The sequence below is a fragment of the uncultured Kordia sp. genome (genome assembly GCF_947489565.1).
Classification (GTDB): domain Bacteria; phylum Bacteroidota; class Bacteroidia; order Flavobacteriales; family Flavobacteriaceae; genus Kordia.
Genome location: NZ_CANLEA010000003.1, coordinates 151350 through 178349, shown reverse-complemented (window position 1 = coordinate 178349; position 27000 = coordinate 151350). Strand labels below are relative to the sequence as shown.

The window sequence follows — 27000 nt, the reverse complement described above, 5'->3', positions numbered from 1 at the left end:
ATGACATTTTTAAATCAATATAATCACTCAGGTGCAAACATATATCATACCGTTGAAATAGAAGGAAATGCTTTTGTTTTAGGATACGATTACGATCCAAGTGAAACTCCAAAATATCGTTTATATATAGCAAAATTAGATGCTTCGGGAAAAATGCTTTGGAGCAAACGTTTCGCATATGCCAATACCTCAATTGGAGGTTCGCCGATACATAAACTACATTTTGTTGATATAAAAAAGGTAGACAGTCAAGGTAATTTATTATTGTTAGCGAGAGATTTTGACAATGTATTATTACTTAAATTGACACCTGATGGAGATTTAATTTGGTCTAAAAAATACTATGATCGATCTGATACTCCGTTAGCTTTTAGTCATCTAAGCATACAAACCAAACTGCATCAAATTTCTCCTGTAGAAATGGTTTTGGTAATCAGTGATATTCATTCATACAATGGAGGCGTTCGAAAAATAGATTATAAGTTTTTTAAAATTGCTATTGGGAATGGAGCAGTTGTCAAAACCAATGTATTGGCTTCGGAAAATCCATATTGGGTTGTCAGAGACCAAATTATGTATAACAACACAATTATTCTATCAGGAGGAAACGGACTTATTTTTAAAGTAGATAAAAACCTTGAAATTGAAGAATCGTATCAGGTTTCAATCGCCAACAATCCTGGTGGATATCATAACTTTCATTTCTATCATTCCAGTGACGTAAATACAAATATAGGAGAGTTCTCTTTATTAGGAGCTTATGCTTCTCCAAACGGATTTAATACATTTTTAGTAGATGTAAAACCTACTGGTATAAGAGATATAAATACTGTATATACATCAGATACTTACTTTCACCAAAGCTATGGAAATATTGAACGAGAAGATCAAGGATATCAGTTTTGTAAAAAAGGTGTATTACATCAATTAAATAATAATAAAAATTTAGAGTGGTCAAAGGAAATAAGACTGTCATCAGTAAATAGACAAGTAATACCTGTTGATTATGATAAAGATAATTACATCTATGCGCAATACTCGAAAAATGGCGTAAATGGTTATTATGTAATTGGAAAAACTAAAGACGATTTTAGTACTTGCGAAACACAAAACATAGATGCGTCGTATAATTTTGAAACATTAGCTGTTGAAGCAAATGAAATTCGACTTTTAATGCAAGGTTTTAATCCTGTGCAGTATACCACGCCACAAATAATTGCAGAATCACTTAATTTTATACCGGAGATTAAATTATGCGAAACCGTTAGTTCACCTCCTAAACCAGATATAAAAATAAGTACTATACATGCCAATCCAACATGTATTGTTCCAAATGGAGTAATGCAATCCATCATATCTGTCAAATTGTACGATACAGAAGGAAATGCCATGACCGTTGGAGGCGAAAATGTTTCTATACAAACAACTGAAGGACAATTGTCATCAGTAACAGATCATGGAAATGGTACGTATTCAGCTTCATTAACAGGAACCGTAGATGGAGTAGAGGCAAATGTTACTTTTACAGTGGATGGAGCGCAATCTCCAAATTCAGTCAATGTAACTATCTCAACGAAATGTAGAAACAATACAGTTAGTAAACGCTTGAGTAAAATTATGGTAAAGCCAGCTTGTATTACTCCGAGTAGTACTGCAAATGGATCAATTACAATTCAATTGTATGATACGGCAGGAAATATCATAACTTCTGGAGGATACGATATTCTAATCTATACAAACTTAGGGGAAGTAGTTGGATTACAGGACTTAAACAATGGAAGCTATATAGCAGATTTCTTCAGTGAAACAGAAGGAATTGCCACAATAACATTCTCTATTAATGGAGAGTTGGCATTACAATCTGCTACGATTACAGTCTCTAAAGCTTGTGGAAAAGAAGAGCCAAATCCAGATTTAAGTACAATTACGGCTTCGCCAACGTGTATAACACCGTCCAAAGGTTCAGATACTTCAACAATTACAGTTCAATTAGTAGACGGAAATGGAAATCTAATTACCTCTGGAGGACATACAGTTCAAATCCAAACAAATTACGGTAATATTACTGCGACTACAGATCATGGAGATGGAACATATTCAGCAAATTTAAATAGTTCTAATACAGGAACTGCTTTCATAACTTTCTCTGTAAACGGAGTGCTGAGCCAAAACTTCACGATTGTAACGATATCAAAAAATTGTGGAATTACCATAAGTCCAGATCCAGATCAAAGTACTATTACAGCACAATCAGACTGTATCAGACCTAATGAAAATAATCAAATAACGGTAGCATTATACGATCAAAATGGGAACCCTATTTTAGTTGGAGGAGATAATGTGGTTATTCAAAGTAGTATTGGTCAATTAACAAGTGTAATAGATCATAATAATGGAACTTATACAGCAGCATTTAGTAGTGCCCAAGCAGGAATAGCTGTAATTTCTTTCCTAGTCAATGGGCAAATGAGCGCTAATTCTGTTTCAGTTGTTATCTCAAGAAGTTGCGGAATCCAACCTGATGTGCGACATAGTACAATTACAGCCTCATCACCTTGTATTCCATCTAATGGAACAGAACAAGCTACAATAACGGTGCAATTGTATGATACGGATGGAAATCCTATCAATACAGGAGGTGAAAATATAGCAATTCAAACAAGTTTAGGTTCAATCTCATTTACAAATGACAATGGAAATGGAACGTATACAGCACTTTTATCGCACAATGCATCTGGAAGTGCAACCATAACTTTCACAATAAATGGATTGCAAAGTCCAAATTCGACTATTGTTGTTTTTTCTAATAATTGTGATGGAGAAAGTACGTTAGACTTAAATGCAAGTACAATTGTTGCCATACCAAGTATCATACAAAGCAATGGTGTAGATACATCTACAGTCTGTGTACAATTAGTAGATACAAGCGGAAACCCAATTACAACGAATAGTTATTCCGTTGAAATCACTACGAATTTTGGAAGCATTACGTTGACAACTTTTGATGTAAGTGACGGACAATACAAAGCAGAACTAACAGGAACTACAGATGGACTAGCCACAGTTGGCTTTATAGTAAATACGGTAACTGCGTCAAATACAGATACAGTTACACTAACATCAGATAGTGGAGGAGCAACGGTAGATCTTAATGTAAGTACCATTGTAGCATCTCCTAACGCAATAGAAGCCAATGGAACTTCTACATCAACGATTACGGTAACACTCTTAGATAGTGATGGAAACCCTGTATCAACATCACTTCCTGTGCAGGTGGTATTTGCGAATGGAATGACATTTAGTGCAAATCTACAAGACACTACTGGAAGTGGAAATATATACACGGCAACACTACAATCTTCTACAATAGAAGAAAATGTAATTGTCAGTTTTACTGTTGGAGGGCAAGAAGCGATTGGGAATACTGCTACGGTTAACTTATATCATGAAATCCGAGTGGTTCCGATTACAGAAATCACATCGTTACAGTCACCTAATTTTTACATGCAAGCAGCGGGTTCTCTAGGAGAAGAAAGTACGCTAGGAATTCATTTACGTTGGATGTTTAGAGGTACATTAGGAGAGAAACACTTGCCAAAACGTAATTATGCAACTACAAATTATAATTTCAACAAGCCAAATGATGTTGTAAAAGTATACAGAGCACCTTATGTGAAACAACAAGTATCGTTGAATTTACATGCAACGCCAAACGTAGTTGATAATACAAATGCACTTTGGATTTTTAGACCTGTAGCAGGAAGAGAATTCTATGTGTATTTTAGAAACATAGCACAATACAATATTGTAAGAGCATCTATAAACCCGTTAACAAATCCAGCTCAGTTTATACAAAACTATGGAAATGAGTTAATTGAAATTGAAAATAAAACAGCATTATTCTTTGCCGCAGAACTTCTTGTTGAAAATAATACAGGAAGTAGTTCTTTACAAACGGAAAGTTTATATGTTTCAGAAAATATACTTATAGCTTTAAAAACAATTGGAAATAGAAAAACATTTTCAGCTTCAGAACTAAATAATGTTCGTATAGTTTGTGAAAATGGAAGAAGTATTAGATACAGAGCAGTGAGTTGTAATGTCTCTACTGTTAAATTTGAGTTGTATGAAGACTTTATCAGAACTGCGAATGAAACACAAAGCTGGGAATTCAAAGGTGACTATGGATTAACATTAGAAGATGGAACAGCCTTTAATGGACTAGAACCTGTAGATGGTAGCGTACATGGACATTGGCAACGCTACAATGATGATGCATACGTAAACACGCAAAACTATAAAGATAAATGGAGTGGTCCAGTAGATACTTGGGATAGAAATATCAAGCAAATTGTCCAAAACTTCATAGCACTTAGTGATGAAGATGCCGACAATCCAGCAGCAGTAGAAGCAGTACCAATTAGTGACAATGATACGATGGATATTTCAAATCTAGATATGCTAAACTTAGCAGCATATGACTATCATGTGGCACGTATGTTAGGACTTGGATTTTTAGATTTAGATAGCCAAGCAACTAGTGGTAATCAATATATTTATGTTACAGAATACACAACGTTTGGAAACTTAGAAGATGGATTAGGAGCTAGAGAAGTACAACACTTATCTATGAGCTTGCCTACAAGTACCAACGAGCAACGTTTGCCATTAGCGATAGATTTAGAGGAAATCATTCCAGGAGCGTTTGTTGGAAATGATGCTGATGAAGCACAAAGTCTAACAGCAGAAGATGGATATAGTCATGATGGAAGATATCGCTTTGTAAGTCTACATTGTTATGATTTACCAGAAGACGAAATAAATGTACCATTTTACAATATTTCAGATGAAATAGATAGATCAACGTTTACTTTTCCATTGTATGCGGGATTAGAATATCGAAAAAATGAAGAGACAACATGGCAAAAACCAGAGTTATCTCATGATTTAGCATATCTAAATGCTGTGCCAGCAGGTGATTTCGCGCATGCGGAAACACTACCTATTTTATTTCCAGAGCCAAATCATCCATTATATGTGCATAGGCAAAAAGTTAGTGGAACGCATTATTATAATTCCTATGGAATTAACTGGTTCTCAAGAGCCGTTTCTGGAAATACAATCTTAACAATCGATACTGATTTACGGCCTGTAAATCCACTAGTGCCGCCGTCAAATACAAAAGCATTATTGATACGCCAAGAAAGTCCTTTATTGTTAACTTCAGTAGAAGAACAAACACGACTAGCCGCAATAACAGGTGATGACAAAACGCTAGTACGATTGACATTCAACTATCACTCAGCACATGAGTTAATTAATTATAATATAGATGCTTTGTCAATCTATGATAATTCTGAACTAGAGCTTAATACAGGTGATGCAGATGTATTATTCCCTGATAATCAGGAAGTTTTTGCAAGCCATGTAGATGTCTTTTTTAGGAATCAAATTCCAAATCAAATAAATGGACAAATCGTATCTATACAAGAGCATCCAAGCAATCCGATATTAGCTATTATCACAACACAAGACTATTATTTAGCAAGTATCAATCAAAATTTAGAGCCTACAATTACAGAGGGAACTGAAGGTAATTATATAGGAGGAACCATCATTATTAATGAAGAACCATATGTTATTCATGAAATAAACACTTCAGCTACATGGCCAATATTTACAGTTTATAAAAGAGAAATAAGTACAGCACTAGTCATGGATACCATTCCATCAGCAGATGCAGAAAGCTTACAAATACCGCAAATGGTTGGTGATGCACTATTTATGGCAGTAGAAAATATGCTGAATACTTCGAGTTGGGAAATGCCTGGAATTACAAATCCGCATACTTTACAAGTAAACGTAAAAGTATATGATGAAATACATAGAGAGGTCATTGAATATGTAAATAATTATGGAGAAACAGAACGAAAAGTTGAAAAAACTCGAGGAATATGGAATTCAGCACTCATAGAAGAAGTGCTCGATCCAACCGAGATTGATACAGACGGCAATGTGACAAGTGAAGCACACCAAGGAAAGTATAAAATTACGATTAATGAGTCGTTAGCGCAGCACCCACAACATAGTGAAACTGGAGATTCGGTGGAGTGGCATCAAGGAATCATACGAGTGCATACAGAAGAAAGTAGCGAAGGCTCAGTTCCTTCAAAAACAAGAAAAATGCTGCATGTTCTAAAAATTGAAAATATTGGAGCACCAAATGTAATTGTATATGCAAAAGACCCGACATTTTCTTTAGAAAGCAGTTATGATCCTATTGTAATAGGAGATAACATCGATGTAAACTTTTATCCAGGATATAAAGTATATCTGCATAAAAATACAATTCACGGACTCACAGAAACAAATACCTTACCTCAAATAGGAGAAGGAATTAGAAATTCTATATTCGGATTTAGAAGCGAAGATAGTGATCAGTTTGATGTAATGGGACAACCGTATCGTTCTAAAATTAGCGTGCCAGCCTTGATGTTTGCACAAGAAATTATAGAACCTCAAGTGCCAACCATTGAATTGCCAGAAGGATTTATATATGCTACACGTCCAGATTTCTTTGGTCGTTCTACCTTTACATTTAATGTTGGGTATGCACATCAACCACATGGTGTATTATTTTATCGTTCTAGCGATGAGGCTTTATTAAATGCATTGTATACAAAAGAAAAAATCAAAGAAATTAAAACTGCATTAAAAGATATTAGTGGAGTAGAACATTTTATTGTAGATCGTTGGCGAAACTTTTTAGACTTTGATGCTCTTGCAGCTACAGGAGATTATGCTGAATATGTTGGATATAAGTTTCCTGAACCTGATAAGCCAGGATTATTTGAATGGGCGAATGGAATTCTAACACAATTAGAACAACCACTCATAACAGCTACCCCAGGAAGTTTACGTGCAGGAAACCCTCAAATTGTAAACTTTGTAAAAGGAGCTATTTTAAATGCTTTTGTATCACTCACAGAAGTACCTATTATCTATGAATATATAAAAGAAGTAGATAGTACTGGCGAACCGTATCAACCGATAAATAAAAAACAAATAATTCGTGATGAAAACGGACATGTATTGTCGCCAACTCATGAAGATTTTGATATGGCGCCAATGATGCGTGTTTCCGGAACAAGTCCGCATAGTACAGTATACACAGACTTTAATCTAGATGGGACTTCAGATAACCTATATTTCTATGCGGTTAGAGAAGTAGGTTCTAGAATGAAACTAGGAGAATTTAGTCCTTTTTTAGGTCCAGTAAAGCAAGTAAATACGAATGCGCCAGAAGCGCCAGAAGTAAAACGTATCATGCCTGTTTTAGAAAATCAAATTTTAGGAATTACTCCTTCTATTCAGTTTGAAATCAATGCATATCCAAGCATTCAAAATGTGAAAAAACTAAGTATTTACAGAACCATGAGTCGACTAGATGCACAATCGATCCGAACCATGAAATTAGTAAAAACTGTTGATTTGACTGAAGAAGGAATACTTGACGATGCCGTTTGGAAAGTATACGATACTTTCGAAGATTTGGAAGAAGTTCCATACAAAGAAGCCTTGTTTTATAGAGTCACAGCTTCTAGAGAAATAGAATATGCAGACAAAAATGGAACTATTGTTACGGAATATGCACCTTCCAAAGCATCAAAAATAGTAGCGTCTTTTATGGCAGAAGTATCTAATCCAGCTTCTCCAGTGTTGAATTATTATTCAGAACCTATTACTGAAACGAATGAATTACATGAAGTAACCTTGCACTGGCAGAAAACATGTTATAAAGGAAAATATCATGTGTATCAGATGAATAAAAATGGAAATTGGGCTAAAATCTTTGAGATACAATCAAATATGAATAACCTGTATATTCCATTACATGCAACAACATTAGAGTCAGCAACATTAGCAACTACAAATGCAGATAATAATCCATTATATCATCACTTTAAAGTAATTGCCGAAAATACTTCGGGAATGTTTAGTACAGAAGAGCATATACTAACCATATACGATGAAAGTACTTGGCAATATATTGGAGGAATTTCATTAGATGGAACCGATGGGATGATTCTAGAAGGAACATTTGTAGTACGACCAAACGAATAAAAAAATAAAAAATAAATCATGGCAGAAAAAAGCAGAGAAGAATTAAAAGGATATTTTCAACCACATTTAAGACCTACTGGAAATCAATTTGAAGATTTGATAGATAGTTTTGTAAGTAGATTAGATGATGACTTTGTATCCACATTACCAGATGCAACAACTACACAAAAAGGAATTGTAGAACAAGCGACCTTAACGGAAGTACAAGCTGCAACTGATGATACACGTTTTGTAACACCAAAAGGCGCTAAGCGTGCCGCAGAAACATTTGCTCCTGTGCAAAGTATCAATGGGCAAACAGGGAATGTTGTATTGAATTTAGGAAATACAGATACTGGAAGAGGTTCTTCTAATGAAGGAATCCTAAAATATTATCATGGTGGAGCATATAATGAATCAGATAAGTATTTCCACATTAAGCTACCATATAAATCAGATGTTGATAATAAAATGTATTATATTCAAGCACTTGGATATAGTTATAAAACAGCAGAAGTTATTGATGTTACTTGGGTAGGATATTGTTATGCAAGTGGATCTACAAATCTAATCAATACAAACGCCCATGTTGATAAAGGAGCTACTATCACAGCAGGACAATATATAGGTTCTGATAATCATATTTATTTATGGTTTAAACCCGAATATACCTATGTGGTGACTTTTAAAATAGATACAATACGAGTTGGAAATGGTACATTATTACAAGAAGGAGACTTAGAAGTAATTGTAAGTACTGAATTAGAATTATAATGCTTACTTTTATATGAAAATATAGCATTTTCTTATAGTTTCATGTGAACTTGAATTTTTGTACATACATTTACATGATTATTAAAAGTGCTCTTTTTAAAAGATTAACCATGAAACCAACCACATATTTTTGGGTTATTTTATTTATAATCCCAATAAATCTTATTGCTCAGAATTGGGATTTTACGCAGAAAATAGTAGCTTCCGATCGATCTGAAACTGATAGTTTTGGATGGTCTACAGGAATTTCAGGAAATTATGCTATAGTAGGAGTCCCTGCAGATGATACAGATGAAAATAATATGAACTTTATTAATGATGCAGGTTCTATTTACTTTTTTGAAAAAAATGCTTTGGGTGATTGGATAGAAACTCAAAAGATAGTTCCTTCAGATAGATTGGTAGCAGGAGAGTTTTTTGGATTTTCAGTAGGCATTTCTGGAGATACCGCAGTTGTAGGTAAATTTGATAATGATAACGCTTATATTTTTGAACGTGATTCCAATGGAGTTTGGCAGGAAGTACAGATATTAACTACTACTTCAACTTCTTCAGCAAACCTATTCGGAAGAAACGTTGCGATTGATGGAAATTATATTGTAGTTAGTTCACAAAGTGAACGAACTGGAGATATCACTACACCAACCACGGGAGCTATATATGTGTATGAGCGTGGTACCAATGGGATTTGGGCCGAAATTCAACGCTTAGTACCTTCTGATGGAGATGATGGCGATGATTTTGGAGAAGCGGTTGCCATTTCTGGAGATCACATTGTGGTTGGAGCATTACTAGAAGATATTAATAATGCAATTGATACAGATGAAGGAGCAGCTTATGTTTTTAAACGAAATAATTCTGGTGTATGGGAGGAAATACAAAAAATTGTAAACCCTTTTTCAAGAGATGAAGATGATTTATTTGCTAATGAAGTTGTTATAGACACGAATTATTTAGTACTAGCCAATTTTGGAGATGATACGGATGCCAACGATATGAATCCAGGATTTAATAACGGAGCCGCTTTTGTCTATGAATTAAATAACCAAGGAGAATGGATATTTGTACAGAAATTAGTCGCCTCTGATAGAGTTTCCAGTGCTAATTTTGGAGATTCTATATCTATTTCAGGAAATGCAATTATCTGTGGTTCAAGATCTATAAATAGTAATGCAGGTGCTGCATACGTTTTTCATAGAGATGTAAATGGAATCTGGGCAGAACAACAAAGAATTATAGCTCCTTCAAGGGCTGCAAATGACTTTTTTGGCCGATCAGTAGCTATAGACGGTACGACTTGTTTTGTAGGCGCATCAGATGAAGATGAAGACAGTATGGATATCAATTTTATACAAAATGCTGGTTCAGCATACTTTTTCGAGTACGATGGAAGCCTTTCTGTTGATGAAGTAAGTACTGCTAAGGATATAATTACATATCCCAATCCAGCTTCAAACACCATATATTTCAAAACAAATACCACAAGTATTACAGAAGTACAACTTTATAGTTTACAAGGAGAACTTGTTAAATCACTACAATCAGCAGCTATTTCAGAAGTCAATGTCGAAAATCTGTCCAAAGGATTATACATTGTAAAAGCCTTAAGTGATAAAGGAACGCAAACTTTTAAAGTAGTAAAAGACTAATTGAAATATTGTTAGCTAAAAAGGAAACAATAAAATGATTCAGAAATTCCAATGGTAATTTTTAGAAATGATACGTATTATTTTTAAAAAATAGCTTTTGCAATTTGTATAGAAATAGCACGGTATTCAGCAGAGAAATAACGAAATCCCATACGTTTAGGTTTCTTAATAAAAAGACTGTTTTTTAGCTCAGGATATAATTCAAGAACTTTTCCTTGGTCGTTTCCATTTGTCAACAGAATCAAACGATTTGCTCCCAATGTGTCTAAGAAATGATGAATTTCTCTTTTGAGACTAACAGATTCCATAATAATATCTTCACAGTCAACAATAACAGCAGAAACTGACGGCGATATTTTCAAAATGATTTCCCACCATAAATTTCCTTCACTAGGAGCTCTTAAAACATTTCCATTAAAATGCTTTCCTGCTATTTTGCTTTCAGAGATATTTAGTTTTGAAATATCTTTTTCTAAAATTGTTACACTTCCGCTTGTTGTAAGTTGCTTCAAATAAATGTAGCCAAATATTATAATAAATACAGTAGCACTTATGATATACGTAGCAAAAGAATCATAAGATTTGAAATAGTGAATTGTATAAAGAATCAATAAGAAGAGAAGTATAATGATGACAATTATTTTTCGTTTGTACACTCTAGTTTCAACACCATATTTAATTTTATTATCAGCTAAAGTAATAACCGTTGACCAAGGTCGTAATACAATGTCTATAAATGCATGTGATTTCCATATATCTGATCCTTTTGAAAATTTCCGAATCCATAAAACAGGATTTTTGTTGGTAAAGAATATTGGTAAATTGTATTGTGCACATTGTTTTTTGAACATAATATACTTGTAATATAAAATACCTACAAGTAAAAAAACAAATAGCATTGAATAGTAAGCGTATGAAAATAAGTTAAATACTACCATACAAATGATAGCAGCTGGAAGTACTATAAACATAGAAAACTTATACAGTTCTATCCATTTGTCATAAACTTCACTATACTTATCATTACTCATAATTTGTTAAAATGCTATTTTGTTAGCAATAATCAAAAGTAAGTATTTTCTTTAAAATAATTATTGCCGTAAAACAAAAAAACTCCACATCTCTGTGAAGCTTTCTTATATGATAATTTTATGCGGTTTTTGTTTGTAAAGGCACAACGCACAAACTCGCAGAATCTAAATTTAAATAGTACTTTATAGCTGGTGAAGTATAATCGTCTACTTCATAAATGAGCCTATATTTATAACGTCCTGGCGGAAGATTTACACGTACATTCGCTGCCCAATAGAAAAATACTGGAGGACATAAATACGGTCTTCCTTTTTCTAAACTACCATAAGAATGTAGGTTCTCACAGATTTTTTCCTGATAGATTTCACCATTGTCTCTAAGAAAAACAATATTGCTTATTCGTATAGTCGGACTATAAACAAAAGGATCTTTAAATTCATCAATATTTATAGGAAAAACTAACCAATTCAATACTTGTCCTTGTGTGCAAACCGTTTCCAAATCGGGTGTTCCTTTTTTAGTGCTTTCAAAGGCATTATCAGTCAAAAACACGGCATTGTTCAATGATTTGTATCCACTTCGCTTAATACTTTTATAGTCAATAGTACTCACAATATTTAATTGAATTCCATTGACTACTCCTTGAGGTATTTCTTTTTTACTCATGATTTCTAGCTGTTTGTTACTGATTTGACACTTGGTCCGTTACTTTTCGTAGCGAAAAGAGTAGTCGTGTTTCCAACTTCAAAATGAATACTGTATGGAATGTTTTGTGTTGGTACTTTCTTAACTGTCGATGTCCAATACTGTATGTTTGTACCTTGATAGTATTCTTCCGTAGGTTTCGATAAATAGGTTTCATTTACCTGAATGTCACAAATTTTCACATACGATTCTACTTCCAATCCGTAAGTACTCCAAAGAATAATATCATTCTTTTCAACGGCAGTTTCTAAATAAATAGTTCCTTCTTTGCTAGATCCTTTTAACTTGTTAGTGTCTAAAATGTATACATTGCCTTCCAATTGATCGTTTGAGAGCACTGCAACAACGTCTACAAGTGCTTTTATATTTACATAACTCATGATGTTTCTTGATTAAATTAATAAATAGGTAAATAACTATCGCCTGCTCCTGTAAATCCGTTTCGCATCGGATCTCTAGAAATTAATATGTGCGAATCAAACGTCATTTGTACAGGCTTCCAAGAAATTTTACCTTCTTTGGTAACCAAATCAAACAACGTGATATGTGCTGTATATCTATATTTTCCTGCCTTTGCAGTATTCACCGTAGCACACCAATACCAACCTTCTGTAATGAAATTCGGCGATCCATATTGCGCAGGATAAATAATACCTAGATCCACAGCTTCTCCCGTAATATTGGTCACAATAGGAGGAAGGTTTATATAATCGTCTTCTTTGATATCTGTTGTGTTTTGACCTTCTATTTCTCCAGTAACACTTACTAATGGCCACACGGTTTCAATATTTTTAGTAGAATCGGTATTCGTTTTCAATCCTCCTTGCGCTACATTCGCAATGTCTTGAAGTTTGTCAAACATAGTATTAAAACCATCGGATGTCATTTCGATTTCATAGTTCGTTTTTTCATCCTTTTTGTCATTCTTCTTTTCTCTGACATCTAACAAATGATTCTTTAAAAAACTTTCAATGGCTTTGGTTTTGAAATAGGTATAATAAGAAGGTTTTTGTACGGTTCGAGGCATATCATTAATATCGATAGCAAGCCAATTCATTACTTCTTCACCAGCTTGTGTTCCATCTGCCCAATAAGTTCCATTCACTTTTGAGATTAAAGCATTGGTTCCTTCGTTTTGAGATCCAAAGTCTTTCATATTGTCAATTAAATATACATGATCCTTTAGATTTCGCGTTTTTAAGGCTGCTTTCACATCGATCATAATCATGATTCCAAATTGTTGACTCATAATGTGTTGTGTTAGATGATTAATAAGGTGGTAAAATGGTTAATGAAGGTGTAAACGTTGCAAGTCTACTTTTCTTTCCTTTCCCAATCTGTAATACAATTTTGTATTTGTAAGTCATTTGTTTGCTGCCTACATATGGCACAATTCCATTCCAAACTAAGGCATCTAAGTTGTCTACATGTGTAGTGTTAAAATACACTTGATACGGTTCAAAAGAAATTTGTTTGATGCTAACCGGCGTTTGTACATCCACCGCTTTTACCGTCCAATGTATTTTTTGATCCGGAATGCATTGTGTGTCCAGATAAAGCGTTCCTTTCTGTTTACTAAAAAAACAGCTATCGTCCACCATGAAGCAGTTTCCTTCTAAGCTTTGATCTACTAAAGCTTTGATAGAATCTACCATAATCATGATATTAATTTGCTCTCGCATAATGGTAAGGTTTTTTATGGTTAAAATTGATCTTTAATCAAGGGAGTTTTTCCTAATGGAGTTCTAAATATGGCATCTGATCCTTTGTCAACAACCTTCAATTCAAACTCGTATTTGCTTTTTTTGATATACGCTACGTTCGATTCCCAAGCATTGAATATTGGTAAGGATTGCACTAATGAATTCACAAATAATTCATCAATTTTTTCCTTTGAATGCTGCTGTACCATTTCATATAATTTTTTGGGAGTTTCTGTGGAAACGAGCAAGGTTAGTTTACAATTTGCTCTATCATTTAAAAACTGAATTTCTAAAGCCTGCTTGGAAATTTCGACTCCAATTTTGTCCAACTCAGCAAACAAAGCATTCATTACTTTAATTGTTGAAAAGTGTGAATCTGTAATGTGAATGATATCTCCACTACGTCCTTGGAATAAAAATTGGTCAGTTCGTAAGGTTTTGGTGTTTTTTCTTTTCAATCGAATCGCTCTGTCACCCAATTTGTAACGAACATTAGGAACTTTGTTACTGTGCAATCTTGTCACAACTAATTCTCCTTCTTCACCTTCTTTGACCCATTTTCCGTTTTCATCTACAATTTCTATAAAATGAAGTCCCGGAACTGCCGATAAAGTTTTGCTTTTATGATCTAATTGAAGTCCAATAGTTTCTGCTTGTGTCGCTGCAAAATAGCTGAGTAGTTTTACATTTGGATACACCTCTTTTAACGCAGTTTCTTGTTGTTGAGACATCAATCCGCTTCCATACATGGCCAATTGAAAACTCGCTCGTTTTTCTTCGCTCATTTCTTTTCCGTAATCTGCTAAAGCGGCAATTGCTGAAGAAATAGACATAATAAGTTTATCTCCTTTATACGACATCATATGATCGTACACGCTAAGATTTAATGGACCTGCGCCTAAGAAATTTGTATTTGGAATTTTTTGTAAAACACCGCCAACCATGGTTCCACTGCTCCACATTTGTGTGTCTGCTAAAGTGGTAATAATCCATTTTGGAGTCTTCTTTTTAAAATATTTATCCGCAATAAATTTCCCCATAAACTCTCCTGCAATTTTATATGTATCCTGTAATTCTTGCAATTCGTATACAGTTTCTAATGGAATTCCAGAAGTAGTTCCGCCACTGGCAACAATTTCAAAACCGCCATCGCTAAAGGGTACGACCATTCCTTCTCTTTTTCCATTAAAAGCCGTCGTCATTGTTTCTTTATCGGTTAAAGGAATATTTTGCCAAGCTTCAAAATCAATCGGTGTTTCTGTAATGCCAGCAGTTTCCAATCTATTTTTCCAAAAAGGATTTAAAAAGAGATTATTGACCATTTGTTGCAACCTTCTCAATACCAAAGCATCTTGTGTGTCAAAATCTACTTTGTAAAAGTTGGTTCCTTTTTCTGCTTCCACCATTTTAATCTTCTCATAAAACATTGGTTGTTTCTTTACATCATCAATGCTTTTTGGAGAAAACTCCGTGTCGGGAATAATTTTTTTAGCAAATGCAGCTGCTTTTGAAGCTTTGCTATTACTATTTTTTTTCGTCTTTTTCTGAATGCTTGCCGCTCCGTTGATTGGAGTATTTTTTATGGAGATATGATTGTGTACGTCCATAGCTTTGGTATTTGGGTTTAGTATACGATTGCCTATTTGTTGAATTTCTGCTAAAAGCATTTTAAAATGGTCTATTTGAATTCGGTGATTCATGAAAACCACGCGCAATGCAGGTTCTCCGTCAATATTAACTTTAGAGATGAAAAAATTACCGTTTGCTTTAATCTGATTTCGGATTTGTAACTGGAAATCTTTGAGTTTGCTACTGTCGAAACCTTTAGGTTTATATCGAAAACAGAGCATATTTGCTTCTGGTTCGTGTAAAGATTGAAAATGGGAATTTGCTTTTAATACGTTGTATGCTTTACGACCAAGATCGCAGAGATGATCAATTTTCTGTTGAAAAACTTCAGGTCCGTAAAACATCCAAATTCCCCACAAATTCATAATCATAGGTCGTTTGGTGCATTCTATATTTTTCTTAGCGCCATCATATTTTGTGTATTGATCTTCTTCTTTTTCAAACACATAACTCGCATTCTGTCTGAACGCTAATTTGCTTCGACGCTTGTCTTTATAAAAAAGCATACTACAGGTTCCCGGAATAAACATCATCTTATGCGCGTCCCACGTAATTGAATCTGCTTTTTCAATGCCTTTTAATTTTCCACGGTGTTTTTCTGAAAGTAAAAAACTCGCACCATGAGCGCCATCAATATGTAACCAACAATCGTTTTTTTCAGCTGCAGCTGCCAAATCATCAATAGGATCAAAAGCACCAACGGCAGTCGTAGCAGCATTGGCAACAATACAAAATACTTTAAAACCTTCTTTTTTAGCTTGATCAAGTGCAGGTTGTACTTTTTTGATATCTACTTGTCGTTTTTGATTGACAGGCAATTTTACAATTTGATCTTTATGAAAACCTAACATTTCTACCGTACGAATAATGCTGTAATGCGCTTCTTCACTCACGGCAATTGCTGGAATCTCGTTTTCTTTAATACTCAAAATTCCTTGTTCCCAAAACTCTGGAAAGTAATAGTTTCTGGCTGATAATAAAGCGGTTAAATTTGCCAATGATCCACCAGAAGTAGTGACCATATCAAATTCATCTTCAGGATAGTTGATGTATTTATTCAGTTCTTTTGCCATGTATACACGAACTACACTAGGCAATTGCGCGGCTTCATAAAAAGAAGAAGGTTGCGTTAACATGGAACTTATAAAATCGAACACGCTGGCTAACGGAAATACAGAAGAAAACTGTCTTCCCATGTACCCTGGCGAATTGGCTTGTACACCTGTTTGAAGATATAAATCGATAATACTTTTCAAGGTATCTTCAGTGTTCGAAGATTCGGAATTCATTAAATCCTGGATTTCTTCCAATAATTCTTCCGGTTTTCTCAGGTCAATTCCTTTTGGAGTTTGCTGACTCTCTAACAAATATGCTTCGAGCTTATCGACAATAATATCGGAATGTTTCTCAAACAAATTCGTGTCAAATACTTTCTTAAAATCTAATGGAAGTTCTTTCGTATTCCCATGAATAAGATTTTCTATAATTTCTATATTGGTTGTGGTTTCCATTGCTTACGATTTTGATGTTGAGTCTAGGACATCTCTGTAGAATGGAATTTTTCCAAGTGACGTTTTGTAAATTTGATCGGAATGTGTGTTTACGAATGTAATTTTGAATGTGTATCCTATTTGGTCTAGCGAATTTTCTTTGATTGATGATTTACTGTACAATCCCATTGATTTCATAAGTGCATCTTTTACCAAATATTGAACACCTTCTGTTCCTAAAGTTGTCTGTAATACAGATTCGTAATAACCAGAATAATCAGTTGCAATGACAATGGAGAGTAATTTTTGATCTCTGTAATGTGTAATTTGTGTTTCTGAAGCAATATCATCCAAATCGATGTTGTGATAATTATTCAACTGATACTTCACGTAATCAAAGGTATTCAATGCTGAAAATTGATGATCTTCTATGTGAATTACATCTCCGCTTCGTCCTCTAAATTCAAACTGAAATGTTTTTAAGTTTTCTTCTTCTCGTATCGGTAACCTGATAGCTCTATCACCTAATTTATAACGAATAATAGGCGCTTTGTTACAGTGCAATCGTGTAATTACCAATTCGCCTTCTTCACCTTCTTCTACCCATTTTCCATTTTCGTCAACAACTTCTATAAAATGTAACGCCGGAACCGTGGTTAAAGCATCATCATTCGGATCAAACTGAATGGCAATGGCTTCTGCTTGCGTGGCAGAAAAATAACTTAGAATATCAAGATTTGGATAGAGTGTTTTTAATTCTTTCTGTTTCTTTTTAGACAGCAATCCGCTACAATATAATGCCAAACGCAAGCTGTCTTTTGCTTCTTGATCTAAATCCAAACCATTATCATACAACTGACAAATAGATTCGATATATCCCAAAATTACTTTTGGACCTTCATAACTCATCATTAATTCGTAAACCTTTTTATCAATTGGACCAGCCGCGATGTAATTCGTATTTGGAATTCGCTGCAAAACGCCACCAACCATCGTTCCGCTACTCCACAATTGAAAATCTGCGTATGTGGTAGATATAATCGGCATTCCGTCTTCTTCGGAAAAAAATCTAGGTAATAAATGATCGCCCATAAATTTCCCTGAAAGATGATACGTATCGTCTAATTCTTCTAAAGAATATACTGTTTCAGAAGGTTTTCCAGTACTTGTTCCACCACTGGCAACAATTTCAAAACCGCCATATTCTAACGAAACCACCATTCCTTTTCGTTCTTCCGAATAAAAGTTGATAGCTGTTTCTTTATCCGTAATAGGAATACGTTGCCAATCTTCAAAGGTTTTTGGCGCTTCTGTAATTCCGTGTTCTTCAAAACGCGCTTTCCACAACGGATTTAACATTAGAATGTTTACGATTTGGTGCAATCGTGTTCCTATAATTTCTTGTTGTGTTTCATAAGCTAAGGCATCAAAGGGAATTCCGAAATGCTGCTCACATTGCTCAATTTTACTAAGGAATCGAGGTAATTGTACTACCTGATCTATGGATGTTGGCGTCAGTTCGGCATTTGGAAATAGTTGGTTTATAAACGTTTCCTGCTTGCTTTGTGTAGGTGTAGTTGTTTCCATTTAGATTGTGATCGCTTGTTCTATGTTGTTGTTGGATGCTATTTTTTGACCGATGCTTCGGATTTCGTCTAAGAGACTTCTAAAATGTTCGATATTAATTTCATGATTCATAAAAACCACGCGTAAAGCCGTTTTTCCTTGAACTTCTACTTTAGAAATGAAAAATTTACCTTCTTCTTTTATTTTATTTCGAATTGCAATTTGAAAGTCAAAACCTTCCATATACTGCGCATCTTCAGACTGATATCGAAAACATAAAATATTTGTTTGTGGTTGGTGTAAACACTCAAAATCGGAAGCTATGGTAAGTTCATTATACGCTTGCATTGCAATATTACATAAGGCTTCTAATTTTTGAGCGAAGATTTCTTTCCCATATAAAACCCACGGAATCCAAAGATTCATAATCATAGGCCGTTTGGTACATTCGAAGCTTTTTTCTCCGCCATCAAAATTGTTGGATTCGTTTTCAAAAATATAACTGGCTTCTTTATAAAAAGTCTTCTTGGGCGAAGCAATATCTTTATAAAATAAAAGTGTGCAAGAAGCAGGTAAAAACATAGTTTTGTGCGCATCTAAGGCAAAAGAATCTGCCAATTCAATTCCTTTGAGACGACTTCGTAAGGTGTCTGAAACTAAAAAGCTTCCGCCATGCGCGCCATCGATATGAAACCAATAGTCTTTTTGTTTGCATAATGCAGTCAATTCTTCCAATGGATCAATAGCACCAACGACAGTTGTTCCTGCAGTAGCGACCAAACAAAACACATGGTAACCATTATTTTCAGCTTCTAGCAAAGTATTTTCTGCCTGCGACATGCAAATTTGCCCTTTGTCGTTAATGGGTAATGGAATAATTTGATTTTCACCAATTCCCAAAATTCCCACAGCTCTTTTAATAGAATAATGCACATCGGCACTTACGGCAATTGCGGGAATGGTTTTTCTTTTGATTTTGAAATTTGTAAAATCAGGTATTTTGCTATTTCTGGCAGTTAAAATCGCAGTAATATTTGCCAAGGATCCGCCAGAGGTAGTGACCATATCGTAAGTTCCGTGTTTCCATCCGAGTAAATCGCCAAATTCTTTTGCAATTACTTTTTCTACCATGCTAGGAAGTTGTGCAGATTCGTAAAAGGATGAAGGCTGACTCATCATAGAAGTCAATAAATCGGTAAGTCCTGTAATTGGAATGACACCAGAAAACTGTCGTCCCATATAACCTGTGGAATACACAGGAATTCCGGTCGCAGTATACAAATCAATAATTTCTTCTAAAAGTTGTGTATCTAATAATGCTGAAGATGTTGAGTTTCTTTTTGCAAATGCTTCTACGAGTGTCATTAATTTATCAGGCGATAGCAATTTCAGTCCTCTAGGATTCGAATTTGAAATATTGTCTTTAAGTTTTTCAATGGCGACTGAAGTAGCTTTTTTTAAAATTTGAGCGTCAAATGCATCTTGGAAATTTGAAGAAGGATCAAGCTCTTCTACTAGCTGAGGTTGGGCAGGATTCTCTAGGCTGTACATTGGTTTGTTGTTTAGGTTACCAAATGGTGAATTCATTCTTTTGTAAGTGACTCTTTAAATACAATTCACAGTTATTTTATGAATACTTCTTCCAATTTTAATCACTTTCAAAAATAGACTGCTGATATTATGTATTTAATTCATTTACAGGTGGTTGAGTTTTTATTCTTATGTTATGTAAACATAGGTTTCTTTCTGTTTCTTTATAGAAGTGGAAACCCCTATTTTTCAAATACAAGTGTAAATACTTACTTTTAATTGTAAAATATATTAAGAGTTATGAATTATTTATCTTATGGTTAAGATAGATTCTAATTGTGAAGAAAATATAAAGTTTGAGAAGTGTATCGTACTTTTTTTCATGATTATTATTGTATGATATTTCATTATATTCATGAAAATACACACATTTTCAAAATAGATTGAAAAATGGTGTAAAGCATTCTAAATACTCGAAAGGGACCAGTTTTTTACTACTCGAAATTAAATAAATACGATATCAACTCCTTTTTATAACTACAATTCATAGTTAATTTCACTGTTAAATATGTTTGAAGATTATGCATGTCAAATATGATTTATGAATGATTAGCAACTCCTTTTTTACTTCGGATCTCAGTAATAAAAAGTTTTATTTCAGGTAAATTAGGAGTTGTGCTCATACACGAAAGCTTCGCAGGAATGTGAAGCTTTTTTGTAGTAAAATCGGTGCCCTAAAATTGGTCAATGTTAAATATGGGATTCCCGTAAACGTATCAAAATTATATTTAATAATTTACGGTATAACCAAAAACTTAGATTATGTTAAAATCAATTTTAAACTTAGAAGGAGCAAAAGAATTAAACAAAAAAGAACAGGGAAATATCAATGGAGGAATACGATTTCCTATAGGATGTGTACGTCGTTCTGATTGCTTTTTTATCGACCGTGCTTCCAGGTGTGTAAATGGAATATGTATATTTTTATAACGAATAGGAAGCGGACTTTATGTCCGCTTTTTCTTTTTAGAACTATCGTTTTTTAAAATCTTCCAAGCCTTTACGCAGTCCTCTATTGTAGCCATCTTGGTAAGTGTCAGCACCAATTTTAGCGATAGGACATATGGGTGTGATAAAAATGGGTTTTATTCTTCTTTTGACGGAACTCTCGTAAGTATATCCAGCTCTGTAACCATCTTCCCAGCCGTCACAATACGAACGTTTATCATCGTTATCAACTACAGGAATCGCCAATGGATGACTATCATCATCTTTTATGGATGGATTGCGCTTTTTAAAATCTTTTTTCCCTTTAATTAACCCGCGATTATATCCATCTTGATACGAATCTTGTCCGATACGTGCTATAGGACAAATAGGCGTAATAAAAATAGGTTTCACTTTGCGATTCGTTAGATTGTAATAACTAAAACCTACTTCATATCCATCTTTCCAGCCTTCGCAAAATGTACGTTCGTTAGTGGATTTTTGTGCTTTTTGAATGCTACTTTGATTTGAAGCAATTGCTGTGAATGACAAGCTTGTGAGAAACAAGCATAAAAGTGTAATTTTTTTCATAAATAAAAATGGTAAAATGTTCATGTAATATGATGTTAATGGTAGCAATAATTATTCCGTAACAGTTGAATTTCAATTGTATATAAAAATAATTTTAAAACATTTAACAGAATTATTTAAAATATGTTTTAATTTAAATCTGTAAAATGTTATATTTGTAAAAACCTGATCAACGCGTATTTACCATCAATAAAAGAAATCATTTTATGTCTTTTGAACGTATCAAAGAAAAACTTAGCATTCTAGCAGATGCTGCAAAGTATGATGTTTCCTGTGCATCTAGTGGAAGCGATCGAACCAATAAAAACAAAGGTTTAGGCGATGCAAAAGGTATGGGAATTTGTCATACATATACCGAAGATGGTCGCTGTGTTTCTTTGTTGAAAATTCTATTGACAAATCATTGCATTTTTGATTGTGCTTATTGTGTCACGCGAAAAAGTAATGATATCAAACGCGCAGCTTTCAAAGTTCAGGAAGTTGTGGATTTAACCATTAATTTTTACCGCAGAAATTATATCGAAGGCTTGTTTTTGAGTTCAGGGATTTTCAAAAATGCAGATTATACGATGGAACGCTTAGTGGCTGTCGCGAAGAGATTGCGTTTGGAAGAAAACTTTAATGGATATATTCACCTAAAATCAATTCCAGGTGCTTCAGACGAATTAATGCGCGAAGCAGGATTGTATGCAGACCGATTGAGTGTTAATATTGAAATCCCAACTCGTGAAGGTCTGAAGCGACTTGCTCCTGATAAAAAACGTGAAGATTTTATCAAACCTATGAAAAAGGTGACACAGGAAATTATTCAATACAAGGCTGAGAAGAAAATTATCAAAAGCACACCAAAATATGCACCAGCAGGACAAAGTACGCAGATGATTATTGGCGCCAGTGGAGAAAATGATTATCAAATTATGACTGCGTCTAATTTTTTCTATAAAAAGTTCAATCTAAAACGTGTGTATTATTCAGGATATGTGCCTATAAGTTATGACAGTCGTTTGCCACAAATAGGAAGCGAAGTTCCGATGTTACGTGAAAATAGATTGTATCAAACCGATTGGTTAATGCGCTTCTACGGTTTTCATATTCACGAAATTGTCAATGAAACACATCAACATTTGGACTTAGATATTGATCCAAAACTATCATGGGCTTTGCGGAATATTCATGAGTTTCCCGTAGACGTAAATCGTGCTAATAAACGTATGTTGGCGCGCGTTCCAGGTTTGGGAATGACGTCTGTGTACAAAATATTGAATGCTCGAAAATTTCGTCAACTCAATTGGGAACATTTAAAACGTTTAGGTGTTGCGCTCAATAGAGCAAAATATTTTTTGATCTGTAATTCGAACGATTTTGAACGCCGCGATTTAGCACCTGATAAAATTAAAGGACTCATTCTTCAAAACTCAAAAAGTAAGTTCAGAAATGCTACAAGTAATCAGTTAAATCTATTTGGATAATGCAGAAAGTTTTAAGTTATGATGGTACGTTTGAAGGTTTTCTAAGTACTGTTTTTAAAGTATATGAAGAAAAATTATCGCAAGTAGATATTCAGCGTGAAAGCAATGTGCAAGGTTCTTTTTTTGGAGCGACTGAGGAAATAATTACCAACAAAACACATGCGGATCGTGTTTGGAAAGGACTTCAAAAGAAATTAACATCTTACGGTCGAAATCAATTGTATTATTCGTTTCTAAGCGAAATGGATTCAATTGAAAATACATTGTTAGACTACATTCGGCAAGTGTTTGACACTACAGAAAATATAGAAAAAGACTTTTCAAACAGTACCGTTTTAAAGCTATCAAAAATTACGAGAAGCGTTGGACGCGAGAAGCATAGAATGGAAGCTTTTGTGCGTTTCAAACTGACCAAAGATGGTTTGTATTTTGCGAATGTAGCACCAGATTTTAATGTATTACCATTGTTAGCGAAGCATTTTAAATCGCGGTATGCAGACCAGAAATGGGTGATTTATGATATCCAACGAAATTATGGATTGCATTACAATTTAGAACATGTAGAGACCATTGTGATGGAATTTCCGAAACACTTTGATTTTACAAAAACGTCCGAAGATTTTTTCGCCAAAGAAGAATTGGAATTTCAAGAATTATGGCAAAACTACTTCAAAAGCACCAATATAGAATCCAGGAAAAATATGTTGTTGCATGTGCGACATGTTCCAAAACGCTATTGGAAATACTTAAGTGAAAAACAACCATTTTAGTTGAAATCGAATGCTATAAAACTTCTTAAATCTTAAACTTAATTCCAGTTCTCAAATAGATTTTTGCTTCATTATCTAAAGAAAAAATTGTTTCTCGATTTTCATTTCGAAGTTCATTATCCAACGAAAAAATATAAGCGGCACGTACATACAATTGCAATTGTTTGGTGAAGTAATACTCATATTGCAATCCAGATAAAATGAGCGACATATTGATGCTTCTAGCTGCTTCTCCATTAATCACAGGAACTTCTCGTTGCAAATTGGAAGTAAAACCATCCAATTGCGCATACGCTTTGAGTCGGTGTTTTTGGGAAAAATAATGCTGCAGATTTGTTTTGGGAATTCCCAAATTGAACGACCATTTTGGGTGAAACTTCTTAAAATAACTAATAAAAGGTAGTGGAAAGTTAAATCCTGAATTTCCAGCATAAGAAACACCTAAAATTAATTTCTGAGCTTTCCCGTTATACATTTTTCCCTTTTTAATAAATACGACAGTTCCCGAAAGAACAATATCTTTTACACTAAGCGCATCAGCTACCAAATTGGTGCTTACTCCAGGTTGAAATCGGATGCCTAATCGCCAATTGTTGCGTAATGGAGTTGTATATCCAATACTCAAATCGAGCAATTGAAAATCGTTTAAATCTCTGGTAGGAAAAGGAAATTGAACCTCAGATTTTAAATGAATTTTGCTGTAATCTAATCCTAAAAATAAATAAGTATCATCATTTTTTAATTTGATAGGATAGTTGAACAACGCACGAAAACGTTCATACTCTACATCTGATTTTGCATTTGGAATGTATGTGTAATCGATACGTGCTAAATCGCCCAATTGTGCATATACAGCTGAAGAACAACAGAATACTATTACGATAACAATTCGGGTAAGATTTGACATGTACTAAAATTACGCTTTTTGGGCGTTGAAAGATAAACGATTCAATATAATTAAGCTAATAACGACAAAAGAGTTGAGAAATTTTATAGAGCAGCATTGTTATTTCAATTTTTGCAAATTGTGGCTATATGTTTCCCAATGCTTCAATAACTCCTAAAGCCGAAGCTTCTCCTGCCAACATTGCCGCGTTTAATGAACCATTTAGTTGTACATCTCCTGCCAGAAAAGTGTGTGTGGTTAAACGTGTTTCTGAAGGCAATACGCTATATTGAAGCTGTTGTAAATTTGGCAACGCTTTCGGAATGGTGTATTGTTTTAAAAATGTACAATCCGTGATGCCACAATATTGCTGCAATTCTTCTTGAACTTTTTTAATCAAAAATTCGTTAGATACATTATGATTTTTTACCACGGTAACGGATAACAATTCTTTGTTTCCTTTAGAAGTTACAGGCAAACTATGATGAAAAAAGATATTGTTTACAAACAATGTATTATCGGCTGCCAATCCGATGAGCGGTTTCGAAATGGTACGTTTAGGAGTTTCAAAATATAGAGTTTCGCAAGATTTCCAAGCGGTTTCTTGCGACTTCAAATTTGAAATCAATTGGCTAGCTTCCGTGGCTACAATGGTAAAATAACTTTCTAAAACCGTTCCGTTTTCTAAAGTGATTCTTCCATCTTCTACCGTTTGTACTTTTGTGTTGAAATGAAATTTTGTGTGTTTTAATTTGGATTGTAATTGCTTAGGAATGGCTTCAATTCCTGATTTTGGCAAAGCAGCAAAACCATCGCCAAACATTTTATATACAAACTCAAACATTCTATTGGATGTTTCTAGGTTTGATTCTAAAAAGATTCCGCTAAAAAAGGGTTTGAAAAATTTTGCAATCATATTATCTGAGAAACCTAGTTTTTGCAAATGTGCAAGTGTTGTAGTTTCTGGCTGCGCAAAGATTTCGTCCAACGATTTCTTCTTCAAACTTGAATTTAGCTTTAGCACTTTAAGTTTATCTGAAAAATTCCCAATTCCTGAAAAAAGTGTTGGGAATAATAAAGAAAACTTTCGCAATGGATCGCCAATCGTTTTTTGTTTTCCTTTTGTAAAAACAGTAGCACCAGGCAAAAACTGCTGTAAATCGAGCGCATCATAGTCTAAATATTTTGTAGCAGCAGGATAGGAAGTCAGCAATACTTGAAATCCGTGATCTAATTGATAATTATTTACAATATCAGTCTTTACGCGTCCACCAACACGATCGGTAGCTTCAATAATTTCTGGATGAAATCCGTGATTTTCTAAAACTTGTGCAGCGATTAATCCGCTAATTCCTGCTCCAACAATATAAATTTTGTGCGCTTCTTTTTTCATTGTAATTTTTATGCTAAACAATCAGCGTAAAAATACAACAAAACAAGTACATTCATATAGCTAACAAACTAAATATATGTTGTGAAAAATAGAAAGATAATTATTCTTTTTCGTAGACTTTTAAATTATAACAGCCCCAAATAACAAATAGGATTTCTAAAAAAGTACCGACTGTAAATGCTGTAGAAGGAATTCCATCAATAAGCATACTTAACAAGCGTCCAGACGCCAATCCGCCCATAAAAAAGACAACAGAATAGGTAGCACTACGCCAATGTTTTTGGAAAAGAACACTGTAGCCCCAATAAAAACCAAGTGCAAAATAACAGCCCATCATGGCTCTAAAAACATGATTTAAATCAGTAGTTTCAACACTAAAATCAAAGAATAGTGGTAAAAAAGTGCTCGGATAGAGTCCGTAAGTAACACCGACAACCAAAATAGCAATGGAAGATAAGGTAAGATGTAGGTTTTTATGAATTTCTTTCAAAATAAGAAATGGGTTTTAACTGGTTTCGGTTAGCGTTCAAAATAGGTTTGTATAGTGAACGAGTTAATGGCTTAGTACAAGTTAATCAAAAAGTTAAAAATATGTTAAAATTTATTAGAAAAAATTGAATAATTTATCTGAATTCATAGAAAATCACGTTTCAAAAATGTATTTATCACGATTCTATTGATATCGTCTGCTTTAAAATTTTTAATATTGAAGTATGGATGCCA

18 protein-coding genes are annotated in these 27000 nt (G+C 34.1%); 6 read left to right on the top strand and 12 right to left on the bottom strand.

Features of this window, described 5'->3' with window-relative positions; all coding sequences use genetic code 11:
• The 3 genes from Q0845_RS05590 to Q0845_RS05580 all read left to right on the top strand — a co-directional run bounded on the left by Q0845_RS05590 (position 1) and on the right by Q0845_RS05580 (position 10526).
• Complete coding sequence (locus Q0845_RS05590) at positions 1-8124, top strand: Ig-like domain-containing protein (protein WP_298510394.1); 8124 nt, start codon at positions 1-3, stop codon at positions 8122-8124.
• A gap of 18 nt (positions 8125-8142) precedes the next feature.
• Positions 8143-8877 (top strand): hypothetical protein, encoded by a 735-nt coding sequence (locus tag Q0845_RS05585; RefSeq protein ID WP_298510392.1) that lies wholly within the window; start codon positions 8143-8145, stop codon positions 8875-8877.
• 110 nt (positions 8878-8987) lie between these two features.
• Positions 8988-10526, top strand: coding sequence for a T9SS type A sorting domain-containing protein (locus Q0845_RS05580; protein WP_298510389.1), 1539 nt, complete (start codon positions 8988-8990; stop codon positions 10524-10526).
• Positions 10527-10609: 83 nt separating this feature from the next.
• Here the strand turns inward: Q0845_RS05580 and Q0845_RS05575 are convergent, their stop codons facing one another.
• The 8 genes from Q0845_RS05575 to Q0845_RS05540 form a co-directional block, all read right to left on the bottom strand.
• Positions 10610-11377, bottom strand: a complete 768-nt coding sequence (locus tag Q0845_RS05575) for a hypothetical protein (RefSeq protein ID WP_298510386.1) — start codon at positions 11375-11377, stop codon at positions 10610-10612.
• Between the two features lie 298 nt (positions 11378-11675).
• Positions 11676-12224: a hypothetical protein gene (locus Q0845_RS05570; protein WP_298510383.1), complete on the bottom strand. Its 549-nt coding sequence runs from the start codon at positions 12222-12224 to the stop codon at positions 11676-11678.
• A 5-nt stretch (positions 12225-12229) separates the two neighbouring features.
• Positions 12230-12643, bottom strand: a complete 414-nt coding sequence (locus tag Q0845_RS05565) for a hypothetical protein (RefSeq protein WP_298510381.1) — start codon at positions 12641-12643, stop codon at positions 12230-12232.
• A gap of 17 nt (positions 12644-12660) precedes the next feature.
• Entirely contained in the window at positions 12661-13512 is an 852-nt protein-coding gene (locus tag Q0845_RS05560) for a hypothetical protein (RefSeq protein WP_298510378.1), read from the bottom strand.
• A 19-nt stretch (positions 13513-13531) separates the two neighbouring features.
• Positions 13532-13945: a hypothetical protein gene (locus Q0845_RS05555; protein ID WP_298510375.1), complete on the bottom strand. Its 414-nt coding sequence runs from the start codon at positions 13943-13945 to the stop codon at positions 13532-13534.
• A gap of 20 nt (positions 13946-13965) precedes the next feature.
• Positions 13966-17106: an aminotransferase class V-fold PLP-dependent enzyme gene (locus Q0845_RS05550; protein WP_298510372.1), complete on the bottom strand. Its 3141-nt coding sequence runs from the start codon at positions 17104-17106 to the stop codon at positions 13966-13968.
• A 3-nt stretch (positions 17107-17109) separates the two neighbouring features.
• Positions 17110-18672, bottom strand: a complete 1563-nt coding sequence (locus Q0845_RS05545) for a hypothetical protein (RefSeq protein ID WP_298510369.1) — start codon at positions 18670-18672, stop codon at positions 17110-17112.
• The gene (locus Q0845_RS05540; protein ID WP_298510367.1) at positions 18673-20238 is read right to left on the bottom strand and encodes a pyridoxal-dependent decarboxylase; all 1566 of its coding nucleotides are present in this window, start codon (positions 20236-20238) and stop codon (positions 18673-18675) included.
• Positions 20239-21003: 765 nt separating this feature from the next.
• Here Q0845_RS05540 and Q0845_RS05535 point away from each other — a divergent pair.
• The gene (locus Q0845_RS05535) at positions 21004-21171 is read left to right on the top strand and encodes a hypothetical protein (RefSeq protein ID WP_298510364.1); all 168 of its coding nucleotides are present in this window, start codon (positions 21004-21006) and stop codon (positions 21169-21171) included.
• 42 nt (positions 21172-21213) lie between these two features.
• On the opposite strand, the gene Q0845_RS05530 is transcribed toward Q0845_RS05535, so the two are convergent.
• Positions 21214-21759 carry a hypothetical protein gene (locus Q0845_RS05530; RefSeq protein ID WP_298510362.1) on the bottom strand — a complete coding sequence of 182 codons (546 nt, stop codon included), beginning with the start codon at positions 21757-21759 and terminating at the stop codon, positions 21214-21216.
• A gap of 206 nt (positions 21760-21965) precedes the next feature.
• Here Q0845_RS05530 and Q0845_RS05525 point away from each other — a divergent pair, with 206 nt between their 5' ends.
• A complete protein-coding gene (locus Q0845_RS05525; RefSeq protein ID WP_298510359.1) occupies positions 21966-23228 on the top strand; it encodes a putative DNA modification/repair radical SAM protein in 1263 nt (420 codons plus the stop codon).
• The gene (locus Q0845_RS05520) at positions 23228-23998 is read left to right on the top strand and encodes a TIGR03915 family putative DNA repair protein (protein ID WP_298510356.1); all 771 of its coding nucleotides are present in this window, start codon (positions 23228-23230) and stop codon (positions 23996-23998) included. The genes Q0845_RS05525 and Q0845_RS05520 overlap by 1 nt, the downstream gene beginning before the upstream one ends.
• Before the next feature lie 25 nt (positions 23999-24023).
• Here the strand turns inward: Q0845_RS05520 and Q0845_RS05515 are convergent, their stop codons facing one another.
• The 3 genes from Q0845_RS05515 to Q0845_RS05505 form a co-directional block, all read right to left on the bottom strand.
• The gene (locus tag Q0845_RS05515) at positions 24024-24905 is read right to left on the bottom strand and encodes a DUF6268 family outer membrane beta-barrel protein (RefSeq protein ID WP_298510353.1); all 882 of its coding nucleotides are present in this window, start codon (positions 24903-24905) and stop codon (positions 24024-24026) included.
• 124 nt (positions 24906-25029) lie between these two features.
• Positions 25030-26277: an FAD-dependent oxidoreductase gene (locus Q0845_RS05510; RefSeq protein WP_298510350.1), complete on the bottom strand. Its 1248-nt coding sequence runs from the start codon at positions 26275-26277 to the stop codon at positions 25030-25032.
• A gap of 100 nt (positions 26278-26377) precedes the next feature.
• Positions 26378-26767: a DUF4345 domain-containing protein gene (locus Q0845_RS05505; RefSeq protein WP_298510348.1), complete on the bottom strand. Its 390-nt coding sequence runs from the start codon at positions 26765-26767 to the stop codon at positions 26378-26380.
• Between the last annotated feature and the right edge of the window lie 233 nt (positions 26768-27000).

What these genes read in the sequence shown, in the direction of transcription:
- Q0845_RS05590 (WP_298510394.1), top strand. Translation starts at nt 1, where the DNA reads ATGACATTTTTAAATCAATATAATCACTCAGGTGCAAACATATATCAT.
- Q0845_RS05585 (WP_298510392.1), top strand. Translation starts at nt 8,143, where the DNA reads ATGGCAGAAAAAAGCAGAGAAGAATTAAAAGGATATTTTCAACCACAT.
- Q0845_RS05580 (WP_298510389.1), top strand. Translation starts at nt 8,988, where the DNA reads ATGAAACCAACCACATATTTTTGGGTTATTTTATTTATAATCCCAATA.
- Q0845_RS05575 (WP_298510386.1), bottom strand. Translation starts at nt 11,377, where the DNA reads ATGTTCAAAAAACAATGTGCACAATACAATTTACCAATATTCTTTACC.
- Q0845_RS05570 (WP_298510383.1), bottom strand. Translation starts at nt 12,224, where the DNA reads ATGAGTAAAAAAGAAATACCTCAAGGAGTAGTCAATGGAATTCAATTA.
- Q0845_RS05565 (WP_298510381.1), bottom strand. Translation starts at nt 12,643, where the DNA reads ATGAGTTATGTAAATATAAAAGCACTTGTAGACGTTGTTGCAGTGCTC.
- Q0845_RS05560 (WP_298510378.1), bottom strand. Translation starts at nt 13,512, where the DNA reads ATGAGTCAACAATTTGGAATCATGATTATGATCGATGTGAAAGCAGCC.
- Q0845_RS05555 (WP_298510375.1), bottom strand. Translation starts at nt 13,945, where the DNA reads ATGCGAGAGCAAATTAATATCATGATTATGGTAGATTCTATCAAAGCT.
- Q0845_RS05550 (WP_298510372.1), bottom strand. Translation starts at nt 17,106, where the DNA reads ATGGAAACCACAACCAATATAGAAATTATAGAAAATCTTATTCATGGG.
- Q0845_RS05545 (WP_298510369.1), bottom strand. Translation starts at nt 18,672, where the DNA reads ATGGAAACAACTACACCTACACAAAGCAAGCAGGAAACGTTTATAAAC.
- Q0845_RS05540 (WP_298510367.1), bottom strand. Translation starts at nt 20,238, where the DNA reads ATGAATTCACCATTTGGTAACCTAAACAACAAACCAATGTACAGCCTA.
- Q0845_RS05535 (WP_298510364.1), top strand. Translation starts at nt 21,004, where the DNA reads ATGTTAAAATCAATTTTAAACTTAGAAGGAGCAAAAGAATTAAACAAA.
- Q0845_RS05530 (WP_298510362.1), bottom strand. Translation starts at nt 21,759, where the DNA reads ATGAAAAAAATTACACTTTTATGCTTGTTTCTCACAAGCTTGTCATTC.
- Q0845_RS05525 (WP_298510359.1), top strand. Translation starts at nt 21,966, where the DNA reads ATGTCTTTTGAACGTATCAAAGAAAAACTTAGCATTCTAGCAGATGCT.
- Q0845_RS05520 (WP_298510356.1), top strand. Translation starts at nt 23,228, where the DNA reads ATGCAGAAAGTTTTAAGTTATGATGGTACGTTTGAAGGTTTTCTAAGT.
- Q0845_RS05515 (WP_298510353.1), bottom strand. Translation starts at nt 24,905, where the DNA reads ATGTCAAATCTTACCCGAATTGTTATCGTAATAGTATTCTGTTGTTCT.
- Q0845_RS05510 (WP_298510350.1), bottom strand. Translation starts at nt 26,277, where the DNA reads ATGAAAAAAGAAGCGCACAAAATTTATATTGTTGGAGCAGGAATTAGC.